Source organism: Novosphingobium sp. PY1, assembly GCF_017312445.1.
In the GTDB taxonomy this organism is placed as follows: Bacteria; Pseudomonadota; Alphaproteobacteria; order Sphingomonadales; family Sphingomonadaceae; genus Novosphingobium.
Window position 1 is genome coordinate 139,831 of sequence record NZ_BLTI01000017.1, and the last position, 18,741, is coordinate 158,571.

Annotated in this window: 20 protein-coding genes; 7 read left to right on the top strand and 13 right to left on the bottom strand. The window is 63.5% G+C overall.

All coding sequences use genetic code 11. From position 1 onward, the window contains the following. Positions 1 to 39 precede the first annotated feature (39 nt). On the top strand, positions 40 to 2,343 hold the full coding sequence (locus J3474_RS21510) for a TonB-dependent receptor (RefSeq protein WP_013836811.1): 2,304 nt from the start codon (positions 40 to 42) through the stop codon (positions 2,341 to 2,343). A gap of 42 nt (positions 2,344 to 2,385) precedes the next feature. Here J3474_RS21510 and J3474_RS21515 read toward each other — a convergent pair whose 3' ends face one another. Further along, entirely contained in the window at positions 2,386 to 3,000 is a 615-nt protein-coding gene (locus J3474_RS21515; protein WP_158511830.1) for a TetR/AcrR family transcriptional regulator, read from the bottom strand. A gap of 284 nt (positions 3,001 to 3,284) precedes the next feature. Here J3474_RS21515 and J3474_RS21520 point away from each other — a divergent pair, with 284 nt between their 5' ends. The 4 genes from J3474_RS21520 to J3474_RS21535 are packed head-to-tail and all read left to right on the top strand — an operon-like array spanning position 3,285 to position 7,452. Further along, positions 3,285 to 4,094 carry an SDR family NAD(P)-dependent oxidoreductase gene (locus J3474_RS21520; RefSeq protein ID WP_207095555.1) on the top strand — a complete coding sequence of 270 codons (810 nt, stop codon included), beginning with the start codon at positions 3,285 to 3,287 and terminating at the stop codon, positions 4,092 to 4,094. Positions 4,095 to 4,110: 16 nt separating this feature from the next. Beyond that, entirely contained in the window at positions 4,111 to 5,136 is a 1,026-nt protein-coding gene (locus tag J3474_RS21525; protein ID WP_242528549.1) for an NADP-dependent oxidoreductase, read from the top strand. Between the two features lie 19 nt (positions 5,137 to 5,155). Further along, positions 5,156 to 6,571, top strand: coding sequence for an SRPBCC family protein (locus tag J3474_RS21530; protein ID WP_207095556.1), 1,416 nt, complete (start codon positions 5,156 to 5,158; stop codon positions 6,569 to 6,571). 38 nt (positions 6,572 to 6,609) lie between these two features. Then, complete coding sequence (locus tag J3474_RS21535) at positions 6,610 to 7,452, top strand: helix-turn-helix domain-containing protein (protein WP_242528556.1); 843 nt, start codon at positions 6,610 to 6,612, stop codon at positions 7,450 to 7,452. A 7-nt stretch (positions 7,453 to 7,459) separates the two neighbouring features. On the opposite strand, the gene J3474_RS21540 is transcribed toward J3474_RS21535, so the two are convergent. The 5 genes from J3474_RS21540 to J3474_RS21560 form a co-directional block, all read right to left on the bottom strand. Then, entirely contained in the window at positions 7,460 to 9,448 is a 1,989-nt protein-coding gene (locus tag J3474_RS21540; RefSeq protein WP_207095557.1) for an FAD-dependent oxidoreductase, read from the bottom strand. Between the two features lie 180 nt (positions 9,449 to 9,628). Then, positions 9,629 to 9,889: a hypothetical protein gene (locus tag J3474_RS21545; RefSeq protein ID WP_207095558.1), complete on the bottom strand. Its 261-nt coding sequence runs from the start codon at positions 9,887 to 9,889 to the stop codon at positions 9,629 to 9,631. A gap of 251 nt (positions 9,890 to 10,140) precedes the next feature. Next, positions 10,141 to 10,944 carry a lipid II flippase Amj family protein gene (locus J3474_RS21550; RefSeq protein ID WP_013836819.1) on the bottom strand — a complete coding sequence of 268 codons (804 nt, stop codon included), beginning with the start codon at positions 10,942 to 10,944 and terminating at the stop codon, positions 10,141 to 10,143. A 41-nt stretch (positions 10,945 to 10,985) separates the two neighbouring features. Beyond that, positions 10,986 to 11,858, bottom strand: a complete 873-nt coding sequence (locus J3474_RS21555; protein ID WP_207095559.1) for a sulfite exporter TauE/SafE family protein — start codon at positions 11,856 to 11,858, stop codon at positions 10,986 to 10,988. A gap of 246 nt (positions 11,859 to 12,104) precedes the next feature. Next, complete coding sequence (locus J3474_RS21560; protein ID WP_007014665.1) at positions 12,105 to 12,305, bottom strand: hypothetical protein; 201 nt, start codon at positions 12,303 to 12,305, stop codon at positions 12,105 to 12,107. 186 nt (positions 12,306 to 12,491) lie between these two features. Here J3474_RS21560 and treF point away from each other — a divergent pair, with 186 nt between their 5' ends. Then, positions 12,492 to 14,063: an alpha,alpha-trehalase TreF gene (treF, locus tag J3474_RS21565; RefSeq protein ID WP_242528550.1), complete on the top strand. Its 1,572-nt coding sequence runs from the start codon at positions 12,492 to 12,494 to the stop codon at positions 14,061 to 14,063. Here treF and J3474_RS21570 read toward each other — a convergent pair. Beyond that, positions 14,060 to 14,671 (bottom strand): hypothetical protein, encoded by a 612-nt coding sequence (locus tag J3474_RS21570; protein ID WP_207095560.1) that lies wholly within the window; start codon positions 14,669 to 14,671, stop codon positions 14,060 to 14,062. The two genes, treF and J3474_RS21570, sit on opposite strands and share 4 nt — an antisense overlap. Positions 14,672 to 14,865: 194 nt before the next feature. Here J3474_RS21570 and J3474_RS21575 point away from each other — a divergent pair, with 194 nt between their 5' ends. Then, the gene (locus J3474_RS21575) at positions 14,866 to 15,270 is read left to right on the top strand and encodes a heme-binding protein (RefSeq protein ID WP_013836823.1); all 405 of its coding nucleotides are present in this window, start codon (positions 14,866 to 14,868) and stop codon (positions 15,268 to 15,270) included. A gap of 5 nt (positions 15,271 to 15,275) precedes the next feature. On the opposite strand, the gene J3474_RS21580 is transcribed toward J3474_RS21575, so the two are convergent. The 6 genes from J3474_RS21580 to J3474_RS21605 form a co-directional block, all read right to left on the bottom strand. Next, positions 15,276 to 16,004: a DUF998 domain-containing protein gene (locus tag J3474_RS21580; protein ID WP_207095561.1), complete on the bottom strand. Its 729-nt coding sequence runs from the start codon at positions 16,002 to 16,004 to the stop codon at positions 15,276 to 15,278. 167 nt (positions 16,005 to 16,171) lie between these two features. Further along, a complete protein-coding gene (locus J3474_RS23050) occupies positions 16,172 to 16,387 on the bottom strand; it encodes a Lar family restriction alleviation protein (RefSeq protein WP_376706550.1) in 216 nt (71 codons plus the stop codon). A 3-nt stretch (positions 16,388 to 16,390) separates the two neighbouring features. Further along, positions 16,391 to 17,119 (bottom strand): MBL fold metallo-hydrolase, encoded by a 729-nt coding sequence (locus J3474_RS21590; RefSeq protein WP_242528551.1) that lies wholly within the window; start codon positions 17,117 to 17,119, stop codon positions 16,391 to 16,393. Between the two features lie 94 nt (positions 17,120 to 17,213). Further along, on the bottom strand, positions 17,214 to 17,696 hold the full coding sequence (locus J3474_RS21595; RefSeq protein ID WP_207095563.1) for a nuclear transport factor 2 family protein: 483 nt from the start codon (positions 17,694 to 17,696) through the stop codon (positions 17,214 to 17,216). After that, positions 17,693 to 18,118, bottom strand: coding sequence for a VOC family protein (locus tag J3474_RS21600; protein WP_207095564.1), 426 nt, complete (start codon positions 18,116 to 18,118; stop codon positions 17,693 to 17,695). The genes J3474_RS21595 and J3474_RS21600 overlap by 4 nt, the downstream gene beginning before the upstream one ends. Then, positions 18,103 to 18,681, bottom strand: a complete 579-nt coding sequence (locus J3474_RS21605) for a pyridoxamine 5'-phosphate oxidase family protein (protein ID WP_207095565.1) — start codon at positions 18,679 to 18,681, stop codon at positions 18,103 to 18,105. Before J3474_RS21605 ends, J3474_RS21600 begins: the two co-directional genes overlap by 16 nt. Positions 18,682 to 18,741 lie beyond the last annotated feature (60 nt).

Consider the following 18,741-nt stretch of genomic DNA (forward strand, 5'->3'; position numbering starts at 1 on the left):
CGAAGAACATACAAAATCAATGGGAAGAGGAGTGGGACGATGATTGGCACAATCTCGAAATCTCGCCGTGCAAGCCGGGCAGCCCTGTCGGGAGCCGCAGCGCTTGCTGCCATCGCATGGGCTGCACCTGCCGCCGCGCAGGAGCAAGGCGACGATCAGTCGAAGGCTTCGCAAGCCGATGCGGGCGGGGAGCTGGGCGCGATAATCGTGACCGCGCGCCGTCGCAGCGAAACGCTGCAGAACACGCCGGTCGCAATCACCGCGATCCAGCCCGCCCAGCTCGAGGCCAAGGGCACGCTCGATATCGGCGACCTCCAGGGAACCGCGCCCAACCTGCTCATCACGCAGCAGCCGACGGGTTCATCGGCCGCCAATATCTCGATCCGCGGCATCGCTTTCGCAGACGTCGAGAAGAGCTTCGACCCGGCCGTCGGCATTTATGTCGACGACGTCTATATCGGCACTTCGACCGGGCAGTACCTTGACTTCTTCGACATCGATTCCATCGAAGTCCTGCGCGGCCCGCAGGGCACCCTTTTCGGTCGCAACACGATTGCGGGCGTCATTACCATCCAGCGCACCAAGCCGACGATGACCTTCAGCGGCAAGGGCGAGGCAAGCGTATCCAGCTACGGCACCTTCGGCTTCAAGGGCGTGCTCAACGTGCCGCTGATCGAAGACAAGCTGGGCGTGAAGCTCTTCGAGTTCCACCAGCAAACCGACGGGTACCAGAAGCACTACCTCACCGGTCAGCTCCTGGGTGCGAGCAATACCGAGAACTACGGCGCCGCGATCCGCTTCAAGCCGAACAGTTCGCTGGACATGATCCTGACGCTCGAAAAGCAGGACCAGAATTTCGAATCCTACATGGGCTCGACGATGATCCCGGGCGATGCCTTCTGCAATTTCGTGCCCGCGGGCGCCTGCGGCGGCAATCTGACCGATGACCTCTACACAGTCTATAAGGGCATCGATTCCCCGGGCTTCTACAAGGCCAAGGCTGCCACACTGAACGTGGACTGGAATACCGGGCCGGTCGATATCACTTCGGTTACGTCCTACCGCAAGAGCCGCGAGCATGTGGTTTTCGACATCGGCACGAACGGCCTGTTCATCGCCGACCGTCCCCAGACCTACAAGCAGTTCAGCCAGGAGCTGCGCTTTGCCGGCGACCTGTTCGACGGTTTCGACTATGTCGCGGGGCTCTACTACTTCGAAAGCGATTACGAGCTTGATCAGACGACGACCGTGTTCGGTGCGCCTGCCGGCGGCATCAACGTCATCGGCCATTCGGAAAGCTACGCCGGCTTCGTCGATTTCAACTGGCAGCTGCTCGACACCGTCCGCCTTTCGGGCGGCGGGCGCTATACGCATGACAAGAAGCGCTACCGCTTCCCCCTGATCCTGACCGATCCGGTGAGCGAAAGCTGGAGCAAGTTCACCCCCAAGGTGACGCTCGATTGGCGCCCCAACGATGCGGTCATGCTCTATGGTACGTGGTCGCGCGGCTATCGCTCCGGTGGTTTCAGCGGTCGTGCCGGCACTGCGTTCTCGGCCAGCACGCCCTACGATCCCGAAACGGTCGACAGCTTCGAAGTGGGTGCCAAGACCAAGTGGTGGGACGGCCGGATGACCTTCAACGTCGCCGCCTTCTACACCGACTACAAGGACATCCAGCAAAGCAGCGTCATCACGGCAGCCAACGCACAAGGCAACGAGACGATCGTGGTCAATGCCGCCGGCGCCAAGATCAAGGGCGTCGAGGCCGACCTGGCGGTCGAGCCGATAGATCGGCTAAATCTGCGTGCCGCGCTTGGCTATACGGACAGCAAGTTCAAGGGCTTCATCATCGGCCAGCCGATAACCCAGGCGGACGGCTCTGTGTTCCTGCGTCCGCTCGACTATTCGGGGGTCGATCCGATTTTCGCGCCCAAGTGGACTGTCTCGGTCAATGGTGACTACACGATTCCGGTCGGCCAGGTCGACGTCACCCTGTCGGCGGGCTATCGCTACCTTGCGCCTTATGACCAGCAGATCGCGCCCGATCCGGCGCTCTATGGCCAGCTCCTGGCGGACGGGCCGAGCGACGTGCCGTTCATTGTGCCACGCAACGACCCGCGCGTGCGTTCCGATCCGCAGAACCTCGTCGATCTGAGCATCTCGGCGGTCTTCCCGATGAACGACGCAGGCGCCAAGGCGCGCGTGACGGGCTTCGTGCGCAACGTGCTTGACGATCGCGGGCCTTCATTCTCCTTCGCGGTCGCAGCCTATCCGAACCTTTGGCACTATGCCGTACCGCGCGAGCCGCGCGTCTTCGGCGCGTCTTTCGGCATCGAATTCTGACGGAGCCCGGCGCGGCTACTCCTCCCTTGGGGCCCGCCGCCGTCAGCCCTCTGCCGCAAGCTCCTGTCCGTAGCTCAGCTCGGACTGGAGCTTGCGGACATTTTCGACCAGATCCTTGCGAAGCGAAGCACGCGCCAACGGGGTGACGATGCGCAGCGCGCCCAGGAGGGCGAAACCGGTATAGTCCTCGTCCCTGATGTTGCCGCCGGCCCACATGTTCTGCACTGCGACCTGGTCGAACATCATCGAGCGCGCGGTAAAGTCTACGTTGACCCAGGGCTGGACGAGCTTCTCTGCCTTCATTTGTGCGATCGCCTGACAGTGGAGGCGTTCGAAGAAGGCCGTCAGATGGAATTCGTCGGCGGAGCTGACGAGCCGCGGCGCCAGCGCACGCGACAGCTCGGGGGTGTCGAGCACGGCGCGGCAGGTCTGTTCGACAATCGTGATCAGGCGGGCAAGCCCATTGCCCGACAGCATTTCCTCGAAATCCGCGATCAGCGTGTCGAGGCGCAGGGCAACCGCCTGCGCCACCAGGGCCTGCTTGCTGCCGTAGATGTCGTAAAGCGTCTTCTTGGTGACGCCGCTGGCTGCGGCCAGCTCGTCGACGGTGACGGCATCGTACCCGCGCGCCGCGACGAGATGGAGCGTCTGACGCATGATCATCGCGCGCCGCAATAGACGATTTTTGCTTAGTTTCCGGCCTCTGCGATCTGTCGCATATTCGCCGATCCGATCGGCTAGAGCTACCTCAGGCACTCAAAATTTCCTTGTTTTTCGTGAAGATCGTTATGTCTCGTCTATATGCCTTGCCTGGCCGTCGGGGCCAATAGCGTCGATTGCTAAACTATAATATAGGATAGTATCGAAGAGTACAGGGCGGGAGCAATCTGCTCGCGAAACCAGTACTGAAAGCAAGCGTGGCCCATCGATGCCGCGCGGCAATGGGAAGGGAAGCGATGGAAGGCAAGGTTCTTCAGGGCAAGGTTGCGATCGTCACCGGCGCGGGTCGCGGAATAGGGCGGGCGATTGCACTCGCCTATGGCGCGGCCGGTGCGAAAGTGGTGGTAGCCTCACGCACGCCCGATACGGTCGAGCGGGTGGCCCGGGAAATCGTCGATGCCGGCGGGACTGCGATTGGGGTCGCCTGCGATGTCGGCCATCGGGCCGAAGTCATGGCATGCGTCGACAAGGCGGTCGAGTCCTTCGGCACGGTGCATATTCTCGTCAACAATGCGCAAGGTTTCGGCACCGAGGCCGATCCCCAGCCCTCGACCGTCTTCGTTGCCTGTGAGGAAACCGACGAGGACGAGTGGGAATATACCTTCCGGACCGGCGCGACGGCCAGCCTGTGGTTCATGAAGGCCTGCTTTCCCCACATGAAGAAGGCCGGCTGGGGCAAGATCATCAACTTCGCGTCGAGTTCGGGGCAGATCGGGTTCGAGGGCAATACCTGTTACAACGCTACCAAGGAGGCGATCCGCGCACTTTCACGCACCGCCGCGCGCGAGTGGGGGCAGTACGGGATCAACGTCAATATCATCAATCCCGCGCTGGAGACGCGCGCCTTCGACAAGTGGAAGCAGGCTCGCCCGGAATTCGTCGAGGCCCTGAAGGAGAAGATCCCGATGCGTCGCCTGGGCGATCCCGAGCGCGATGCCGGACCGCTTGCCGTGTTCCTTGCGAGCCCGGGGTCGGACTACATCACCGGCCAGACCGTCATGCTCGAAGGCGGCATGCATACGCTGCCCTGATCGCAAGGAGGCAGCGATGCGCAATGTCCCTAACCGCCTTTGGCAGGTGGGCAAGCCCAACGACGATACCGCTGGCGGCATGGCGCTGGTGCGCGGTCATTTCGAGCGCGGCGAGGGCCCAGTGCCCGAAGTCGGCGAAGGGCAGGTGCTGGTAAGGGCGGAGTACTTCTCGCCCGACGCCATGAACCATGCCTGGGTGCGCGGCATGCCGGGCAAGTTCGACCCGCTCGCTCCCGGCGCGACGATGCGCGGGGGCATTGCCGGGACGATCGTCGAGAGCCGCAATGCCGACTGGACAGAGGGTACGCGTGTGACCGGCTTCCTCGACTGGGCGGACTATTCGCTCAGCGACGGTACCGACCACATGGGTGTGCCGCTCCAGCGCATTCCCGAGGGTGTAGCCACGGCCAGCGGCCTTGTCACATTGGGGATGAGCGGGGTTTGCGCCTGGCTGGGGCTGGCCCATTTCACCCGGCCACGGCCCGGCGATACCGTGTTGGTCTCGGGTGCTTCGGGCGGAATCGGATCGATTGCCGGACAATTGGTCCCCCTCTTCGGAGCGCGGCCCGTGGGCATTGCCGGCGGGCCGGAGAAATGTGCGGCCGCGCTCGAAAGCGGCTTCGATGCCATGGTCGACTACAAGGCTGACGACTTGCCCGGCCAGATCGCCAGGGCCTGCCCCGGAGGTGTCGACCTGTTTTTCGACAATGTCGGCGGACCGCTGCTCGATGCTGCGCTCGTCAACATGCGGCACTACGGACAAGTGCTGATCTGCGGCGGCACTGCGCATTACGGGGCCAAGCCGGAGCCGATCTACAACCACATCTACATGGCGATGAGTTCGCTGACGATGCGCGGCTTCTTCTACTTCGACCACGTCGACCTGTGGGAGGAGGGGCGCCAGCGTCTCGCCCGCTGGCTGGTCGAAGGGCGCATTCGCGAATGGCTCGATATCTCGGAAGGCTTCGAGACCGTACCCGATGCCGCACTCGCCGGTTTCCATGGCGGGGTAAAAGGCCGCAAGCTCGTGAAGATCGCCTGATGCAAGGAAACGACTGACCATGGCGGAGAGGGATCCCGAATTGACTGACGGTAGCGCGCGCAGCAAGGGCATCGACTGGAACGGGTTGATGGCTCTCGATTCCCGCGCGGTTCCGGATTTTCTGACAACGGAAAGCTACACCTATCGCGGCTCCGAGCCGGTCCCGGCCGAACGCTACACCAGCGAGGAATTCGCGAAGCTGGAGCGCGAGAAAATGTGGCCGTACGTGTGGCAATTTGCCGCACGTGAAGAGGACTTGCCCGAGCCGGGCGACTTCGTGGTCTATGAGAACGCCGGGCGCACGTACCTCGTCGTGCGGCAGGAGGACGGTTCGATCCGTGCGATGCACAACGTCTGCCTCCACCGTGGTCGCAAGCTGCGCACCGAAGACGGCAGCGCCGACAAGTTCGTCTGCCCCTTCCATGGCTTTGCCTGGAACAAGGACGGCTCGTTCAATTCGATGCCCTGCCAGTGGGACTTCCCGCACCTCAAGGAAAAGGAGATGGGGCTTCCCGAAGCCGAAGTGGGCCGCTGGGCGGGCTACGTCTTCATTCGCGAGGAAAAGGGCGGGCCGAGCCTTGAGGAATACCTCGCGCCGCTGCCCGAGCACTTCAAGCGCTGGCGGCACGAAGAATGCGCGACCGTCATGCGCGTGGCCAAGGAAGTACCGGCGAACTGGAAGGTCGTGATGGAGGCCTTCATGGAGGCCTGGCACACGATCGTCACTCACCCGCAGCTGTTGCCATTCACCGGGGACTGCAACGCGGGCTATCGCACGTACGGTGACAACGTGAACGTCAATCTGGTGCCCTTCGGGATCATGAGCCCGCATATTGCCGAAGGGCAGGGCGAGCAGTGGATCGTCGACGAATTCGCCAAGTATAACGGGCGCTCCTCGGACAATTACGATCCCGAAGCGGACCCGATGGCGATCACCGTCCCCGAGGGGCAAACCGCGCGCGAGGCCTTGGGCGAGGCGATGCGTGCCGTCTATACCGAACAGACCGGCTACGATCATGCGGACGCCAGCGACTGCGAATTGCTGGATGGACTGGTTTACAACGTCTTCCCGAACTTCGCACCGTGGGGCGGGTTCATGCCGAACATCGTCTATCGCTGGTTCCCGGGAGAGACGCCCGATACCTGTGTGATGGAAGTGCGCATACTCGCGCGCGTGAAGAAGGGCCAGCCCGTGCCGCACGGCGCTCCGCCCAGGTATCTCACGCTCGACCAGAAATGGACCGAGGCACCCGAACTGGGAATGCTGGCGGAAGTCTTCGAACAGGACATGGAGAATCTGCCTTACGTCCAGGCCGGGTTGAAGGCCTCCAAAAGCGGCAAAGTGAACTACGCCAATTACCAGGAAATACGCATCCGGCAGTTCCAGGACACCATGACGAAGTACGTGACGGGAGAGCCTGGCGACAGGGCCTGAACGCGTGCCGAGGAGGAGGAGAAGGCAAGATGATCTCAATGAGCAGGCTGCCCGCGAGGCAACGGCCGTCATCGGTGATCGAGGTCGAATTCAGGCGTGTGCGTCGACCCGTCTGCGAGCTGACCCTGGCCGAACTGGATGCCGTGCGGATTTCCGGCGAGAGCGACATTCGCCCCGCAGCCGAGTTCCTGCGTGACCTGGCGGCAGCCAAGGGACTGCGCGTCGCTTGTACACATGACCTGACAGACAAGCGAACGCCCGTCGATGCGGCGGGCAACGTGCTGGCCCGCGATGTTTTCGGCTGGGAGGCTGACGAGGAAGTCTGGTGGCGCAATTCGCGCATCGCCCTGCAATCGCCGATAACCATGGCCTGCCGGTTCGAAACCGAACCTTTCTGGGTCAACGCCGAGGGTTTCCATGCGCATGCGGTGAACCATTATCTCGATGCGATCGACCTTGTCGACTTCGAGGCCCGGGCCTTGACCAGCGCCGCAATCGTTGTGCCGGTGCACATGGCGTTCGGCCAGATCGGCGTTGTCTGCCTGACGCCGCAGGACCAGTCGCGCACGGACCTGTCGGACATCTTCGCCGCCCATGGTGACATGCTGGCGATCTATTCGCGGCTTTTCGTGACGACATACGTCAAGTTGATGGGCGGGGCGCAGGCTCTGCCTGCGGGCGTGCTGCTGTCCAAGCGAGAAGTCGAGTGCCTGCGCTGGGCCGCGCTGGGCAAGACCGATCTGGAAATCGGCATGATCATCTCGCGCTCGCGCGCGACGGTGCGCTTTCACATCCACAATGCCTCGCTCAAGCTCAACGCGGTGAATCGTTGCCAGACGCTCTTCAAGGCCTCGCAGTTGGGCTACATCACCTTGGGTTGAGGGCGAATTACAGGCTGCGCGCGGCCATGTGTCCTTCGCGGATTGCGGTCTGCAGATAGCGCGGGCTGCGCACGTCGCCCACCGCGATCACGGGGAAGGGGGCATCGCCCAGTTCGTCGAGCAGGTCCCGATTGGGCGCATTGTGCGAGACGAACACAACCGTATCGGCATCGATGTGGAAGGCCCCGCCGCCGAAGCGTTGCCTGACCTCCACGCCGCCGTCGCCGACCCCGAGCAATTCGCCATAGGTGACGAGGCGCAGATTCCCGTTCGCGGCCAGCCGTTCGAGCGCGGCTTCATCGCTGAGCGCGGGTTCGAGGCCGGGGGCGAAGGACTTGTGGGGCGTCACGAAGGTTACCGCGAGGCCTTTGGCGACGAGGTATTCGGCAGCGGCGACTGCTTCGTAGTGCCCGGTATCGTCGAACACGACGGCGCGGCTCCCCCAATGGCGGTTGCTGCCCTCGGTCAGCACTTCATGGCTCGAGACGACTGAACCATGATCCATGCCCGTGGCTACGAGGCCGGGCGAGCGGTGCTGCGCGCCGTCCAGGCGCGGCAGTGAACCGGTCGCCACGATGACGGCATCGGGCGCGTAGTCTGCGATGTCCTCGGCATCGATGTAGGTCGACAGGCGGATGTCGACGCTGCAGCGGCGCACCTCGCGCTCCAGCCAGTGCACGATATCGGCGATCCCGGCGCGCCGGGGTGCGAGTGCGGCGATATTGACGGCGCCGCCCAGATGGGGCGAGGCCTCCGCGAGCACGACCTTGTGGCCGCGCATGGCGGCAACCCGGGCAGCTTCCAGTCCCGCAGGTCCGCCGCCGACGACCAGCACCCGCCTCGGGTCGGCCGATGGCCGGATCAGCTCTTCCGACAACGAGGCTTCCATCCCGACCGCGACATTGACGGTGCAGCCGATCTGGCCGCGAGTGAGCAGGCCGCCGATACAGCCGTGGTTGCAGCCGATGCACGGACGCACGTCGTCGGCCCGTCCCTCCATGGTCTTGTGCACGAGTGCGGGGTCGGCGATGTGCGCGCGGGTCATGCCGACCAGATCGCCGTCGCCTTCGCGGATCACCTGCTCGGCTTCCTCAAGCGTGCGGAAGCGACCCGTGACAATGACCGGGACCTTGCTGGCGTGGGCCGCGGGCCGGTCGCCCTCCAGTTCATAGCCCGCCGGCTCGTGCATGGCCCCGATGATCTTGTGCGGATTGTAGTCGGTACCTGAGGAGAGATTGAGGAAGTCTATGAGTCCTCTTTCCGTAAAATGGCCGGCAATGTGCCTGACGTCATCGGGCGAAAGTCCGCCTTCGAACGGCTCGCTGCTCAGGCGGACGCCCAGCGCCATGGTGTCGGGGATTGCTGCACGAACCGCCTCGAGCAGCCTGACCGGGAGGCGGATGCGGTTCTCGAAGCTGCCGCCGTAGGCATCCTCGCGCCGGTTGTAGAGAGGTGAGAGGAACTGCTGCAGGAGGTAGCCATGCGCCATGTGCAGTTCGACGCCGTCGAGCCCGCCATCGGCACAGTCGCGCGCTGCCTTGACGTAGCATTCGACGAGGAACTCCATCTGTGCAAGCGTCATTGGCTGCGACGGGATGCCGACCATGGCCCCGACACTGTCCGACGAGGACCACGGGGGCGAGCCGTCCAGTTCGGGAACCTCGTTGCCGAGGTGGCCGATCTGCTGGAAGATCTTCATGCCGTGCGGTGCGCATTGCGCGGCGAGATCCCGGTAGCCTTCGACGAGACCCGGCGCGCCGGAAACGAGGAAGGGGTAAGCGCTGGAGCCCACGGCAAGGGCTTCGATGATGGTCAGCCCCACGCCGCCTTTTGCGCGCTCGACGTGGTAGGCGATCAGGGCCGGATTCATCGTCCCCTTGCCGATTCCGGTGCCATGCCCGGTGCGCACCACACGGTTCGGAACGCGGACCGGCCCGATCGCGATAGGCGACAGGACGTGTGACAGGTTGGCACGCGCGTTCTCGACCAGATGCATGATCCCTCTCCTCTCGCTGCAGCGCTCGCCGCTCGCGCGGCCTTGCTGCTGGGTTCAGTTGAGGGGAGGCCCGAAGAGCGCGCAACCTGCCAAATGGCTAGTCGATCGCGCGCATGGGCTCAGGAGCTCTCCGTCAGGAGGCCGCAGGAGGAGGAGTGATCCGGCCCTGCCTTGTGCAGGTCAGGCTGAAATCGACTGGACCCGCAAGTGGTCGCTTACATCGATGACCGTCAGCGAACTGCCTTCCAGCCGGTCGAGATCGCTGAAGGCTTTTTCGATGGCGACGCGCTTTTCCAGGATCAGGCGCGCGACGCCTTCGGTCAGGCCGCCTTCATCGCCCACGCGCCCCAGTGCGGCCGCGATGTCGGCCACGATGGCGCTCGACGGTTCGTAGTGGAGATTGCCCTTTTCGTCTCTGTAGGCTTCGATCACGGATGCCATAATGCCCTCCTCGCCATGGCCCGCGCAAAGTGATGGCGAGCCGGGTTTCAACACGGATATTGGCAACCCTTGCGGCGGGAGAATCGGTGATCTCGCGCAAGATTCAGGATAGCGTAAAACTGCCCGCGGAGTCAGCTTTTGCGATGAGCTGACGCGGCGACCTGCATTCCCCAATGCTTTCAGCGAGCTGCAGCAACAGGCACTGGGGAAGGACAGGATCCGCGGCAAGAATGCGCTCGCGGCCGCTGCGATCAGACTGCGAAGGCGATCCAGGCGACGAGGTGGGCGGCAGGTACGAAGAAGGCCTGCGCGAGCACGGTTCCGGCGAGGCGGCTGAAGCTGATCCAGACGATCGTGCGGCGAAAAAGCGGATCGCTGACCCGGCCTTCGACGACGTCGTCGGTCATCACCGAGAGCTGCGGATCGATCAGCGCGAAGAGCAGGATCGTCGCAAAGCCGTTGATCACGGCAGATAGCTGCGAGGCGGTCACGCGATACTGCGGATTGAGGTAACCGGCATAGAGCGAGGCGAGTACACCGACCGTGATCAGTGCCTGCGCCAGGCAATTGGCCAACAGGACACCCCAGCCAACGCCCCGCGGCCTGGCCAGCTCGCGCAAATGTTCAAGGCGCGGGGCGCGCACCGATGTGCGGATCGAGCGCAAGCCGGCTGGAGATGCGGCGCGCAGCAACATGCGGCTGGTCGAGCGGTGGCGCTGGAAATAGCCGATGGCATTGACGAAGAGGCGCTGGCTAGTCGGGATCAGTGCGATCCCGAGGGCAACGGCGAGTGTTGCCGACATCAGCACCATGCGGAAGTCGCCCAGCAGTGCATCGCCGCCGCCGATCGCCAGCCGGCTTTCGATCCGCTTGGCAAGGAAGGGCCCAAGGAAACTGTTCGAGGTGCGGCTGACGAGGACGAGGATGTTGAAGAGGGCAAAGCTCATCGCGATCCTGCGCGTGCGCACCCCGGCGATGCGCGCTGCGTAGGCCAGCGTTCCGATCAGGTTGATGCCTGCAGTGAGCAGACAGATGACCACGAGTTGCACGTCCATGTGTTCAAGCCTTCAACCGGCGGGCCATCGGGTCACCGGCGTCACTTCTGACCCGAGCTCCCCGGCGCCGCAAGAGTGCCGGTGGCGGAACTTGCGGATGACTTTGCCCCCGCTTCGGCAGGCGAAGACGCCTTGACGAAAAGCTGCCACGACGAAAGCGCCAGGACGATTGCGAGCAAGGGCCTCAGGATCCTTTCGGGTGCGCGGGTGGACAGCAGGCTTCCGACAATCACTCCGGGAATGGAGCCGACGAGGAGGTTGGTCAGCAAGGTGCCGTCGACATCTCCGATGATCCAGTGGCCGAAGCCTGCAATCAGGGCGAGCGGCACGGCATGGGCGATGTCCGAGCCGACGATGCGGACCATAGGCAGGCGCGGGTAAAGCATCAGCAGGATCGTTACGCCGATCGCGCCTGCACCCACCGAAGAGATTGAGACGGCGGTGCCGATCGCCGCGCCGAGCACGACGGTAGCGCCGGTCACCCGAGATGTCGGCTCAAGCGGTCCTCGGTCTTTCGCAAAACGGGCGAGACGGCTGCGGAAGATCACGGTGCATGCGGTGATCGCCAGCAGAACGGCCAGTGAGAACAGGATGATATGCTGGCTGCGGTCGCTGACCTTGCCAAGATTGGCAATGATGGCAAGCGTTAGGATCGTGGCGGGAACGCTGCCATAGGCCAGCCTGCGCACGATCTTCCAGTCGACCGTATCACGCCAGCCGTGTACTGCCGTGCCGGTAATCTTGGTCATCGCGGCATAGAGCAGGTCGGTACCTACCGCCGTCTGGGGGCTGACCCCGAACATCAGGACCAGCAGCGGTGTCATCAGCGAACCGCCGCCAACGCCGGTCATGCCAACGAGCAGGCCGACCAGAAGCCCCGCCAGGGCATGAAGCAGATCCAGTTGATCAAGCATGTTCCAAGACCCCCAAAAATCCCGGTGCGCGCAAGAGCATCGGTGCTCGTCCGCCCGGAATCCCTGTTGCGCGGTTTAAACTCTACCTATGTAATAGACAAATGGAGATTCACTTTCACGGCGCGAAGAGCAGGTTTGCCTGAAGCGGACGGTCTGCGACCGGTGCGCTTGACCCGCAAGAGGCAGGGCTCGCACCCTGCCTCATGATGGATGGGAGTGTCTCGTATCCGCTTTCGGGCGCGGTGATCAGCTCTTGGGCGTAACCCAGACTTCGACGGGAGTGATGAACTTGCCGGGAGCAGGCTTGCCGACATGGACACGGTCGGCGGTCACCTGTTCACCATTTTCAAGGTGAAAGGTGACCCAGGGCTTGGGCATCCGTTCGAATTTCATCTTCTGGATCGCAAGACCCGTGGTCGAATTCATGATCGTGGCAATGATACTCATGCCCGGCCGTTAGCCGGGCCGCGATTGCCGCGTCCAGTCGGTACGGCGGGTTATCCTGTGGTTGGCAAAGCCGCCCGCCGCTATGCCTTGCCTCGCACCTGGAGGAAGGCCCCTGCGGACGATTTCTCCGATCCTGCACTTTGCGTTATGCCACTGCTTTACAAGGTCAATGGAGGAGATGACGCGATGAGGCAGGCCTTGCGCCGTTTTTCGAGACTGGCCGCTCTCATGCTGGCTTGCGCTGCGCTGGGCAATGCGCCGCCGCCATCGCCGGCCGAGCTTTTCGGCAACCTCTTCATAGCGGTGCAGGAGCGCCGTATCTTCGATGACAACAAGACCTTTGCCGATGCCATCCCGCAAAAGCCGCCTGCCGAAATCATGACCGACTACCGCGCTGCGCCCCCAGTGGACGACAAGGCGCTCAGGTCTTTCGTCCTCGAACGCTTTACCGTGCCCGGTGTCAACGATTCCGGGAAAGCGGGCCTGCGCGCGCATATTCGCAACCTCTGGCCGCAACTGGTTCGCCAGCCAGCACCCGTGATCCCGGGCGAATCGCGCATTGCGCTTCCGGGCCCCTATGTCGTGCCCGGCGGGCGCTTCCGCGAGATCTATTACTGGGACAGCTATTTCACCATGCTGGGTCTTGCCGCGGATGGCGAACATGCGCTGGTGGAATCGATGCTTGACGATTTTACCAGCTTGATCGAGCGCTTCGGCCATATCCCGAACGGCACGCGCACCTACTACGTCAGTCGATCGCAGCCGCCTTTCTTCGCCCTGATGCTCGACATTTCGAAGGAGCCCGATGCAGCAGTGCAGGCACGCCGGCTGCAGGCGCTGCGCAGCGAATACGCGTTCTGGATGGCAGGAAGTGCGTGCGCCGGGCGGCAGAGGGCTTGCTTGCGCGTCGTGCGCATGCCCGATGGCAGCCTCCTCAACCGTTACTGGGACAACCGCGACAGCCCGCGCGATGAATCCTTTGCCGAGGACCGGGCGAGCGCAAACGCGGCTTCGGGGCGACCTTCCGGGCAGATCTATCGCGATTTGCGCGCCGCTGCGGAAAGCGGCTGGGATTTCTCCTCGCGCTGGCTGGCCGATGGCAGGACGCTTCCCACGATACGCACGACCGAAGTCGTCCCCGTCGATCTCAATGCGTTGCTCTGGGCGATGGAGCGGCGCATTGCCCGGGGCTGCGGTGAGGCAGGCGATGCCTCTTGCTCGCAGGACTTCGCGCATCGCGCGGATCGTCGCAAGCGGGCTATGGATCGCTTTCTGTGGCAGGCAGGCGAAGGCCGCTATGCCGACTGGCTGCTTGCCGAAGGGCAGCCTTCGGCCACGCTATCGGCCGCAACGCTCTATCCGCTCTTTGTCGGTATGGCTTCAAGGCAGCAGGCCGATGCCGTTGCCGAGCTCACCCGCGCAAAACTCCTCGCGCCCGGTGGACTCAGGACGACGCTGACACGTACCGGGCAGCAATGGGATGCTCCGAACGGCTGGGCGCCGCTGCAGTGGATCGCGGTGAGCGGCCTCGATCGCAATGGCCATGGAGGGCTTGCCCGAACGATTGCCATGCGCTGGACCGCGACCGTTGAACGCACTTATGAAGGGACGGGCAAGATGCTGGAGAAGTACGACGTTGAGGAAAGCCTTCCCGGCGGCGGCGGAGAATACCCGTTGCAGGACGGATTCGGCTGGACCAACGGCGTCGCCAGCGCACTGCTCGATCGTTACCCATCCCTCGAACGGGCAGCGCCCTAGTCGTTCGCCTGGTCTTTGTCGGGGGCAGCCTGCGTCATGACCTTGTAGGCGCCTTGCATCAGGGCGGTGACTTCGTCGTTGCTCAGGACATGATGCGGTTCGTAGCCAAGGCCCACCCGCCCGGTGTGTCGCCAGAGATCGACGTATAGCCCCTTGTTGGGACCGAACGTAGAGAGGATATGCCGGGCGAGCCTGGCCGGCCCCGTGCTTGAATAGGCCGTGCGGAAAATCGAAATGTCGACGATGTAGGGGCCGATCATTGCCCAGACGTGGCCGTCCCAATCCGGATTGGACGCCGCGAAGACCTGCGCTCCGTCAATGGGTTCTCGCTTGCCGAAGGCCGGGACACCTTCCACTGTCAGCGTGCCTGCGACAAGATAGACCGGCGCGCTCAGGCGCCTTTCAAGGCTCACGGCGAGGGCGGCGCTCATCAGGGCACATGCATCCGGGATCGGAGGAAATACCTTGAGCAGGTCGACTGCGCGCGCCGACAGCGCGGCGCGATCGCTGTCCAACATCCGGTAGGCCTTGAATGCCTTGGCTGCGGGCCATCCATGGTCGATGGATACGAGCTTTCCAAGCTCGGCGAGATTACGGGCAATCGACATGCGGGCCCCCTAGGCGCATCTTTGCAGGGATGCCAGCGGGATCGAGCGCGTCGATGCTTTCACGCGATGGGTCTCCAAACCGGAGGCACATTCGTTCTGGCGTGCGGCGTCCGCGCTGCTAAGGGCTCTGCCCTGCACCTCACCAGAACCGCTCCGACTATCCTGGTCGGAGCGTTCAAGCGGAATGGAAAGTCATGAAAACCAAGCACAGTCTCGAAGCCGCCGACGTCAAGGCGATCCTTGCTGCCGCAGAAGCCGAAGCCGTCACGAACGGCTGGGCCGTGGCGATCGCCGTCGTCGATGACGGGGGGCACCTGCTTGGTATGCTGCGCCTCGACGGGGCCGCCCCGAGCACTGCGCACATGGCCCCGGCCAAGGCGCTGACCTCGATCATGGGCCGGCGCGAATCCAATGTCTACGAGGAGATGATCCGCAACGGCCGCGTGTCGATGCTGTCGGCACCGGCCATGGGCGCGCTGCTCGAGGGCGGCGTGCCGATCGTGGTCGATGGCGATTTCGTGGGCGCGGTGGGCGTCTCCGGCGTCAAGTCCGACCAGGACGCCCAGATCGCCAAGGCGGGTATCGCCGCGATCGTTTGACGCGATCAGGTCGCGCCGGTTTCGGCCGGCGCGGCTGTTTCGAACTTTGAGCCGGCGACTAGAAGCGTCAGGCCTGTCACGATCTCCCAAGCGGTGATCGGGTAGATGCTGGCTCGTTCCAGTACGCCGTCGGGCAGGACGGCCGCACCCCCGATCCGATTGAATTCGAGCAGGGCAAGGCTGCCCAGTCCGAACAGGCCAAGCGCTGCACTCGCCCTCTGCCAGGCCAGCGCCAGGCCCAGGCGCCGTGCAAGCATGGCCGCGGCAATCAGTGCGAAGTTTCCGCCCAGTATCGCCAGGGCTGCGCCAAGGACATGGTATTGACCGATGCCTGAAACCAGCTCGCGGCTGCCGCTGTGAACGAGCCCGACCAGTACCGTTCCGGCTGAGTGAATGAGGGCCAGCGCCAGAAAGATTGCGGCCCATGGTTTTACGCTGCTCGTCGCTCCGACTTTCGTTCTTGGCATGAGCCAGACAGCGACCACGCTCGCCGCGGCGAACAGCGCGCCGTCGAGGATGAACCCGCACCAGTTCATGACCCAGGCAAGACCGGAGCGCAGCATGCGGCCGTCGATGACATCGGCATAAGGCACGCCCAGATCGCTGACGTAGTTGCTCGCATAGCTATAGCCCGGGAAGGCGGCAGCGGAGATCGTCTCGGCTGACAGGTAACACAGGCCTGCAAGGAGCCACAGCCATGCGGCCGGACGCGATGGATGCGATTCACCGTTCATTTGCAGAGGGTGCCCTGATCCGCCGTGCAATTCCAGTCGCCTGCGGGCCGCAACGGCCGATGCTTACCCTCATGCTATTGTTCGAAAAGCAATCGTCGGCAAGGTTCGCAACCGGCTGGCGAGACCTCGTGCTGGCAATGTGATAGCCAGTCAGGGCCTGTGCCCTCTTACACTCTCCCGTTCCACAGCTTCGCGGCTTCCTCGTGCTCCGACCGGGGCGGGCCTTCCGCGCCGCATGTCTTGCACATGACCGAGAAATGCCGCGCATAGACATGCTCGAAGTAACCCACATCACGTGAGCCGCAGAAAGGGCACGCCTTCAGATTGGAACAGGCGGGCCCGGAATATGCCCGCGGTTGATCGCCCGTCGCCGTTGCGCGCATGGCTCAGGCGGCCAGGGCCCTTGCAAGGTCACCCAGAAGCCGCTCGCCGTCGCCGCGCCAGGCGCTGCCGTGCATGCAGGCCAGGACCTGCGGCCTGCTGGCAGCCAGACGGGCCAGTGTCGGCCCGGTCTCGGGTGCGTGGGCATAATAGTCCATGACCTGGCGGAACGCCTCGCTGGGGCCGAGGATATCGCCTTCGGTCAGGACCTCACGGCCTTCGCCGGGCTGTGTGAACAGGTCGCCGCAGAACAGGGTGCGCGTGCTCCTTTCGAACAGAAAGCCGTTGTCCCAGCCATGGGGCACGTGCGGTGCATCGAACCACTGCACGTCCCGGCCGCCCAGATCGAGCACCTCGTCTTCGGACAGGACCTTCGGCGGGCGGCTGGCGATGTCTCCGATCGACGTCATGGCGCCTACCGCACTGCACAGCGGCACGGCGTCGGGCGCGCAGGCGAGCCATTCGTTGAGCGAACCGCACTCGTCCGCCTCCATGTGGCAGAAGCCGACATAGCGAAGCCGCGAGCAGGGCATGACCTGCTCGACAGCTTGGCGCACGACCGGGAAAAGCTGGCGCGGACCGGTATGGAAGAGGAGGGGGCGTTCCGCCTCTACAAGGTACTGGTTGAAGGAGAAGGCCGTATTTTCGTCTATCGCCACCGGCGTATTGATGCGCCAGATCCCCTCTGCCACCTCGCCAATGTTGGTGTGGGTTTCCTTGTTGGTCATGCCCATCGCGCAGGACTCCTTACGCGCATCGCCCATTAGCCCTGCCTTATGCCCCTTTTCGCGGCTTCTGTCGCCCCCGAGCCCCCTGCATGAGAAGCTTTCAAAGGCCCAAATCGGAAAGGCCGGGATGATCGGCCGGTCGAGGCCCGATGGGCCAGCGGAACAGGCGATCCTCCTCTGCGATCGGCAGGTCGTTGATGCTGGCAATGCGGCGTTCCATTAGCCCCTCCGCATCGAACTGCCAGTTCTCGTTGCCATAGCTGCGGAACCATTGCCCGGCATCGTCGCGCCATTCGTAAGCAAAGCGCACGGCGATGCGGTTGCCGTCGTGGGCCCAAAGTTCCTTGATCAGACGGTAGTCGTTTTCCTTCTCCCACTTGCGTGTCAGGAACGCCGTGATGGCCTCGCGACCCTGCAGGAACTCGCTGCGATTTCGCCAGATGCTGCCGGGCGTATAAGCGAGGGCGACCTTGGCGGGATCGCGGCTGTTCCAGCCGTCTTCGGCAGCCTGCACCTTTTCGGCGGCGCTGGCGGCGGAAAACGGAGGCAAGGGCGGTCGGGTCACGGTTCGGTCTCCGGTCATGCAAAAGGTGTCCCGAATTCGATGCGAATGCCGCCGGGCATCGCGCAGATGAAATGCCTTGTTCGCGATCCCGCGCGGATCGGTTCGGGGGCAAATTCGATACGCGTGCCGGGATGGTTGCGGACGCGTTCGAATACAATGTCCAGGCGTTCCTCGTCCGGTACGCTCAGGGCAAGGTGGTGAAGGCCGATGTTGCTGCGTCGGTCGAAGTCTCGCGCCGACCGCGGATCCGCCACTTGCCACAAGGTCAGCAAGGTGGTGCCATCGGATACGAAAGCTGCAGGATAGTCCGGCACTTCGCCGACCCGTTCGAAGCCGAGGGCATCGAGGAAGAAGCCGCAGGCTTCCTCCAGGTCGCGCACGGCAAGACCTACGTGATGGGCGCCCTTTGTAAGCTTCGTGGGGTTCAGATCTGTGGCCACTCTCCGCTCCTTTGCATGTTGGCGATGTCCTGCGCCGTCCAGCGCGGCGTGATATGTTGCGGGCAATTCCAGTCGAAGGCGACGACGTTGATGACGAAGGCGCCTTCCGGAATTGCCGAATAACCTTCCGGCATCAGCGCAAGGACCGTTTCGGGATCCTCGGAAACCGCGATGCGGCTGGCGTGGCCGATCAGTTTGAGCCTTCGCCGCGCCGGATAATCGACAAGGATGAGAGCGACGCGATCCTCCTCTGCGACGTTCCCGGCCGACATGTACTGGCGGTTCCCGCGAAAGTCGGCAAATCCGATCCGATTGGCGCCAAGTTGGCGCAGGAAGCCCGCCGGCCCTCCGCGATGCTGAACGTAGGGCCAGCCGTCCGCGGTGACACTGGCCATGTATAAGCTGTCCCGTGCGGCGATGAATTCGGCCTCCCGTTGCCCAAGGGGATCGGGAAGCACGTCCGATCGTGCTTCCATTGCCGCATAGGAATCGCGCGATCCGGCCTGCGCCTGCATGGCCCGTGCTGCCTTCCCGAGCATTGTCGTGAGAAAGTTCGCCGTCATGGCGGGACAATTACCACTCGCCCAATTTTGTGATAATGATCAAAATATGGCAGTCACTAT